At 61.9% G+C, this 6,272-nt stretch carries 6 protein-coding genes; 4 read left to right on the top strand and 2 right to left on the bottom strand.

Annotated features, from left to right (window positions below; translation table 11 throughout):
- Nucleotides 1–136: 136 nt before the first annotated feature.
- Together RTU05_RS03820 and RTU05_RS03815 are read right to left on the bottom strand one after the other, a co-directional pair.
- Complete coding sequence (locus tag RTU05_RS03820) at nt 137–946, bottom strand: enoyl-CoA hydratase/isomerase family protein (RefSeq protein ID WP_312595860.1); 810 nt, start codon at nt 944–946, stop codon at nt 137–139.
- 12 nt (nt 947–958) lie between these two features.
- Nucleotides 959–1,735: an IclR family transcriptional regulator C-terminal domain-containing protein gene (locus RTU05_RS03815; protein ID WP_312595859.1), complete on the bottom strand. Its 777-nt coding sequence runs from the start codon at nt 1,733–1,735 to the stop codon at nt 959–961.
- 96 nt (nt 1,736–1,831) lie between these two features.
- Here RTU05_RS03815 and RTU05_RS03810 point away from each other — a divergent pair, with 96 nt between their 5' ends.
- The 4 genes from RTU05_RS03810 (at nt 1,832) to RTU05_RS03795 (ending at nt 6,270) form a co-directional block, all read left to right on the top strand.
- Nucleotides 1,832–2,737: an SDR family NAD(P)-dependent oxidoreductase gene (locus RTU05_RS03810; protein ID WP_312595858.1), complete on the top strand. Its 906-nt coding sequence runs from the start codon at nt 1,832–1,834 to the stop codon at nt 2,735–2,737.
- Between the two features lie 6 nt (nt 2,738–2,743).
- A complete protein-coding gene (locus RTU05_RS03805) occupies nt 2,744–3,610 on the top strand; it encodes a MaoC/PaaZ C-terminal domain-containing protein (RefSeq protein ID WP_312595856.1) in 867 nt (288 codons plus the stop codon).
- A gap of 149 nt (nt 3,611–3,759) precedes the next feature.
- Complete coding sequence (locus tag RTU05_RS03800; RefSeq protein WP_312595854.1) at nt 3,760–5,040, top strand: OB-fold domain-containing protein; 1,281 nt, start codon at nt 3,760–3,762, stop codon at nt 5,038–5,040.
- Between the two features lie 24 nt (nt 5,041–5,064).
- Entirely contained in the window at nt 5,065–6,270 is a 1,206-nt protein-coding gene (locus RTU05_RS03795) for an acetyl-CoA acetyltransferase (protein ID WP_312595852.1), read from the top strand.
- The last annotated feature ends 2 nt before the right edge of the window (nt 6,271–6,272 follow it).

Below are 6,272 nucleotides of genomic sequence, written 5' to 3'. Positions count from 1 at the left end.
CGCGGGCCTTGACGTTATAGTCGATCACCCGTTTGACGGGGACGAGTACCTTCATTGCGATATTCCCAAAAAACATTGGCAGGGGCGCCGCTTGCGGACCGTGATGGGGATCACAGGTGGTCGGCGGCGCGGTGAGTTAAGCTCCGACGAAGAACGGCGCGCGTCGCTCCTGAAAAGCGGCCACGCCTTCGGCATGATCCTCAGTGGTGAAAGCCAGGGCTTGAGCGTCGCCCTCCCGTTCCAAATAGTCGGCGACGGAGATTTCGTACCCTGCTTCAATGAGCGCTTTCGTCAGGCCGAAGGCTTGTGTCGGACCTTTCGCCAAGCGGCGGGCCTGGGCCAAGGCGGCCTCTAGCAGCACATTGTGGGCGTGGACTTCCACTGCTAGGCCGAGCGCGAGCGCCTCTTGAGACGTGATCCGCGTGTTGTTGAAAAGAAAAGCCTTTGCCCGCATCGGCCCCATGAGCCGCGGCAAAATCATGCCCAGACCGTAGTCTGGTACAAGACCAACTGCGGTGAAACCGGGCTGCAAATAGGCGTCATCGGCCATGAAGACCAGATCGGCCATCATAGCCAAACCAAGGCCGGCACCCACGGCGGGGCCGTTCACGACTGAGATGACGGGCTTCCGGCCGGACATAATCTGACCGACCCACTGATGCGACAGCCGCATTCTCGCCCTGGCGGCCTCAAAGGTCTGCCGTTGTCTAAAGTTCTTGAGATCTCCTCCCGCGCAGAAGACCGTACCCACGCCGGTAATAACGAGACAGCGCGCGTCAGCGTCGGCGAAGAAGGCGGAGACGGCCACGCCGAGCGCGTCGCGAAGGTCTGGCGTCAAGGCGTTTCTCGTCTCGGGCCGGTTCATGCGGATGATCATGACGCCGTCGACGCATTCGACCTGCACCAAGTCGATGGCGGCGTCCTCGTTACCGGATTCCAACGCCATGAGGCGCTCCTTTCAAATCTCTGCGCCGAACAACAGGGTGGACAGGACGTGAGACAACCGGGCGGTTTCGGTTCCGATCCGGTTTAGGCCTGCATCGTCGTTCTGCCCGCTGAACGTCGTGCTGGTGACGCAGAACCTGACGTTCCCGGCACGATCCAGAACCGGCGCCGCCAAGGTGGTGACGCCCTGCATGAAATTGTCGATGTCGATCGCCCAACCCCGGGCGCGAACCTCGGCGGCCTGAGCACGGTAGGCCGTCAGCCCTGGGTCACGATGCCAACGAAGCGCCTCATAATGCGGTATGAACTCCGCACCCTCGATGTTAGAATAGGCGGCGATGCACCGCCCCATCGCGCCTAGATACTGAGGCAGACGCTGACCAATCGTCAGATGGACGCGCGTCGTCGCGAGGCTCTCTTCGAACCCGACGAGAACCAGTCGTTCATTCGGCGCCAATCGCCAAAGTGAACTCGTGACCTCGTGCTCCAAGGCCATCCTGCGAAGATCGCTCCGTGCGATATCCATTGCGCCGGCAGGGTCCAAGGCCCGGCGCGCCAACGCGATCGACCCCAGACCCAGTGTGTAGTCTTTCGTGTCCGGATCGAAAAAAACGAAGGCGTCAGCGGCCAAGGTTCTTAAGATATTCAAACAACTGCTTGGGCTTAGGCCCACCGCGCGGGAGATGGCGGTCAAGCCCACCGGCGTCGATTGGCTGGCGAGGTGGCGCAGTATCGCGATCGCGGCGGCGACGGCCGGGGCCTTGGGGACATCAGATTTAGGTTCGCTCATAAGCTCACTCATGTTCAGTATATTGCATAATCATTCACCCACTTGAAAGAGGGTTTGTTCCGGCCTACACCAATCCGGCATCAAGGGAGTGGTGGAATGCTCAAGGGCAAGGTCGTAGCAGTCACTGGCGCGGGCCGCGGCATCGGTCGAGAAATTGCGCTCACTGCGGCGCGAGAAGGCGCTCACGTCGTGGTCAACGATTTTGGAGGATCGGCTGACGGCGACGGTCGCGACGCCGGTCCGGCTGCGGAGGTCGTGGCTGAGATCATGGCGGCGGGCGGGAGCGCCATCGCCAATTTTGCGAGCATTTCGGATCCGGCAGGCGCCGCCTCGATTATCGAAGATGGCGTTAAGGCCTTCGGTCGGATCGACGCCGTCGTCAACAACGCCGGCTTCTTGAGGGATCGCATCTTCCACAAGCTCAGCCAAGTCGATTGGGACGATGTCATCGACGTCCATCTGAACGGCTACTACTACGTTTCAAAAGCTGCGGCGTCCTACTTCAAAGCGCAGGGTTCCGGCGCCTATGTCCACTTCACCTCCACCTCCGGCCTGATCGGCAACTTCGGACAGGCGAACTATTCGGCCGCCAAGATGGGCGTGGTCGGCCTGTCCAACTCGATTGCGCTCGACATGCAGAAGTTCGGCGTTCGCTCGAACTGCATCGCGCCCTTCGCCTGGAGTCGCATGACCGCCACCATCCCGGCCGAGACGGAAGCGGAGAAACTGCGTGTTGAACGCTTCAAGTCCATGAGCGCCGACAAGATCGCGCCATTGGCGGCCTTTCTTTGCGCCGACGCGTCCGAAGAGGTCAGCGGCCAGATTTTCTGCGTGCGCAAGAACGAGATATTTCTCTTCAGTCGACCAATGCCTATTCGATCAATGCATCGGTCCGAAGGCTGGACGCCTCAATCCGTAGCGGAGGAGTTGCTTCCGGCGTTTCGCCCGAGCTTCCAGCGATTGCAGCGATCGTCCGACGTCTTCGCCTGGGATCCGATCTGAACCGCGATGGCGCTCGATCCGAAAAAGCTGTTCGCCACCCCGATCCATGAGGTCCGCCAAGTGTATGGGGCCAAGGATGTCATTCTCTATGCCCTGAGCATCGGTGCGGGCGCTGAGCCTGGGCTGGATGAACTGTCCTTTGTTTATGAGGGCCAACTCCAGACTCTGCCATCGATGGCGGTTGTCCTCGGCTACCCGGGGTTTTGGCAGGGCGAAGCGGAATATGGCATCGACTGGCGTCGCGTCCTTCACGGGGAGCAGTCCGTCGAGATTCATGCGCCGCTTGCGTCGGCAGGCGTCGTCCAGACGCGATCGGCTCTCGACATCCTGATCGACAAGGGCGCCGACAAGGGGGCTCTGCTCTATTGGACCAGACGGCTCTATGATGAAGCCACGGGCTCGCTTCTCGCTACGGTGCGGCAATCGTCGTTCCTGCGTGGCGATGGCGGGTGCGGCGATTGGGGAGACGGCCCCGCCCTTTCCATGTCTCCGCTGCCGGACCGAGCGCCTGACGACAGCCTCACGCTGCGGACGCGTACAGATCAGGCGCTGCTCTACCGCTTGAACGGCGACATGAATCCGCTGCATGCGGACCCGGCGATCGCCCGAAGCGCCGGATTCGACGGGCCGATCCTGCATGGACTCTGCACCTATGGTTTCGCCGCTCGGGGGCTAATTCATCTGGCGTGCCAAGGCCGCGCCGATCGTCTGCGCCGGCTCGATGTCCGCTTCTCAAGCGTCGTAACGCCAGGTGAGACGCTTCGTATCGACGTTTGGCATGAAGCCGCCAGCGTGGCGCGGTTTCGCTGCGTTGCCTTGGATCGCGACGTCGTCGTCCTCAACAACGGCTATGCGGAGATCGTCGCACCATGACCGCTATTCTTGGCTTCGGCGCCTATATTCCAAAACGCCGCCTGCAGCGCTCGGCTGTATTCGCCGCCAATGCGTGGTTCAGTCCAGGCCTTAGCGGAGCCGCCAAGGGCGAGCGGGCCATGTGCAATTGGGACGAAGACTCCGTCACCATGGCGGTGGAGGCGGCGAGAGATTGTTTCGGGGAAGACGAACGTACCGGGATAGATACGCTGACCTTCGCCTCTACGACAGCGCCCTTTCTTGATCGCCAGAATGCGGTGATCGTAAAGGAGGCGCTCAACCTTGAGGACTCTGTTCGAACCGCAGACGCTGCTGGCGGTCAACGCGCGGGATTGGCCTCGCTGATCGATGCGCTTGAAGCGGGGCGAGGCCGACACCTTTGTGTGGCGGCCGACAAACGGCTGGCCCGTCCAGGTTCGGAAGCGGAACTGACAAACGGCGACGCCGCAGCCGCGTTTCTGGTCGGCGAAGGCGAGGCGGCGATCGCGCGGTTCATCGCCTCGCACAGCTTATCGACGGACTTCGTCGATCACTTTCGAAAACAGGGCTTTCGCTTCGACTATGATTGGGAGGGGCGCTGGATCCGCGAAGAGGGATATGGCGGAATCGCGGGCGACGCCGTGGGCCAGGCCTTGGCAAAGGCTGGGATGACAGGGGCGCAGGTCGATCGCTTTATCTTCCCCGCTGCGATGAGAGGCGCTGCAGCGAGCGTCGCCAAACAGGCTGGCGTGCGGCTGGAGGCCGTCCAGGACGACCTGCTCCTGACCGTGGGTCTTTCAGGCGCGGCGCATCCTCTCTTGATGCTCGCCGTCGCCCTCGAAACCGCCGCGGCGGGCGAGGTGATTCTGGTCGCCGGGTTCGGTCAAGGCTGCGATGTCCTGATCCTGCAGGCGACCGGCGTGTCACGAAGCGCGATACGAGGACCGGCGGCCAGCCTGGCCAACCGTCGCGCCGAAACGAACTATATGCAGTTCCTATTCTTCAACAATTTGTTGGAGATGGACCGCGGCATGCGCGCGGAGCAGGATCAGAAAACCTTCCTCACCGCCGCCTATCGAAACAGAAAGACTGTTTTGGGCCTGGTCGGCGGTCAATGCCGGGAGACGGGAGCGATCCAGTTCCCGAAAACGCGGATCAGCGTCAATCCCAATGGCCGGTTCATCGATACGCAGGTCGATTATCCGCTGGCTGAGCGCCGCGCCGCCGTTCTGACCTACACCGCGGATCGCCTTGGTTACACGCCGGACCCTCCCGGCTTCTTCGGCATGGTCGAGTTCGAGGGCGGTGGTCGGATGAACGTCGACTTCACTGATGCATCCGAAGACGACGTGGAGGTCGGCAAGCCGATGCGGATGGTGTTCCGCATCAAGGGCGTGGATGAGGTTCGCGGCTTCACCCGCTATTTTTGGAAAGCGGCCCCGGCGCTCTGAGCGCGGCGGTCAAGGAGACTGAATATGGCGTCCGGGATTCGAGACAAGGTAGCCATTCTGGGCATGGGGTGCGCTAGGTTCGGCGAGCGATGGGATGCCGAACCCGACGATCTTATGCTGGAGGCCTATCAGGAGGCCCTTGCAGATGCAGGAGTGGAAACCGCCCAGCTGGACGCGGCTTGGCTTTCGGTGGCGTTCGACCCGCTCAACGTCGGACCATCCGGGATTCCACTCTCCGTCGCGCTTAGGCTGCCCAATATCCCTGTCACGAAGGTCGAAAACTACTGTGCATCTGGAACAGAGGCGTTTCGCGGCGCCGTCTACGCCGTCGCATCTGGGGCCTGCGACATCGCCCTGGCGATGGGCGTCGAGAAGCTCAAGGACACTGGCTACGGCGGCCTTCCTGTCAGAACGCGCGGAACCCTTGCGGACATGGCGGGAGTGGTGGGTTCGGCGCCCGGCAACTTCGCTCAACTCGCGTCCGCCTATCGGGCGCGGCACGGGGTCGACAAGGGCGATCTTAAACGCGCCATGGCGCATGTGTCGGTCAAAAGCCACGCGAACGGCCTGAAGAACGACAAGGCGCATCTCCGCAAAGCCATTGATATCGATACGGTGTTGAATGCGCCGATGATCGCGGAGCCGCTCGGCCTTTACGACTGCTGCGGCGTATCGGACGGCGCCGCCTGCGCCATCGTCACCACGCCGGAGATCGCGCGCGCTTTGGGCAAGAGCGACATCGTCACCGTCAAGGCTCTGGCTATAGCCGCCTCGAACGGTTGGGAGCTTCAAGGATCAGGGTGGGACGGCAGCTATTTCCATACCACGCGCACGGCTGCGACGCGCGCCTACCAGGAAGCCGGCGTCAGCGATCCGCGTCGCCAACTGAGTTTGACTGAGGTGCACGACTGTTTTTCGGTGACAGAGCTTGTGACCATGGAAGATCTCTTCATCAGCAAGGAAGGCGAGGCCGTCCGGGACGTCATGGACGGCGTCTTCGATTCAGATGGCGCGTTGCCCTGTCAGATCGACGGGGGCCTCAAGTGCTTTGGCCACCCGGTCGGCGCGTCGGGTATCCGAATGATTTATGAGAACTATCTGCAGCTTCTCGGTCGCGCCGGCTCGCGACAGCGCGCTACACCTCCGTCGCTTGCGCTGTCGCACAATCTTGGCGGCGCGCCCAATCTGAATGTCAGCGCGATCTCCATCGTTGGCCTGATGGGAGCTTAAGA

It is taken from the genome of Brevundimonas sp. (assembly GCF_032017145.1).
Classification (GTDB): domain Bacteria; phylum Pseudomonadota; class Alphaproteobacteria; order Caulobacterales; family Caulobacteraceae; genus Brevundimonas.
The sequence above is the reverse complement of the archived record's forward strand: the minus strand, read 5'-3'. Positions and strand labels throughout refer to the sequence as shown.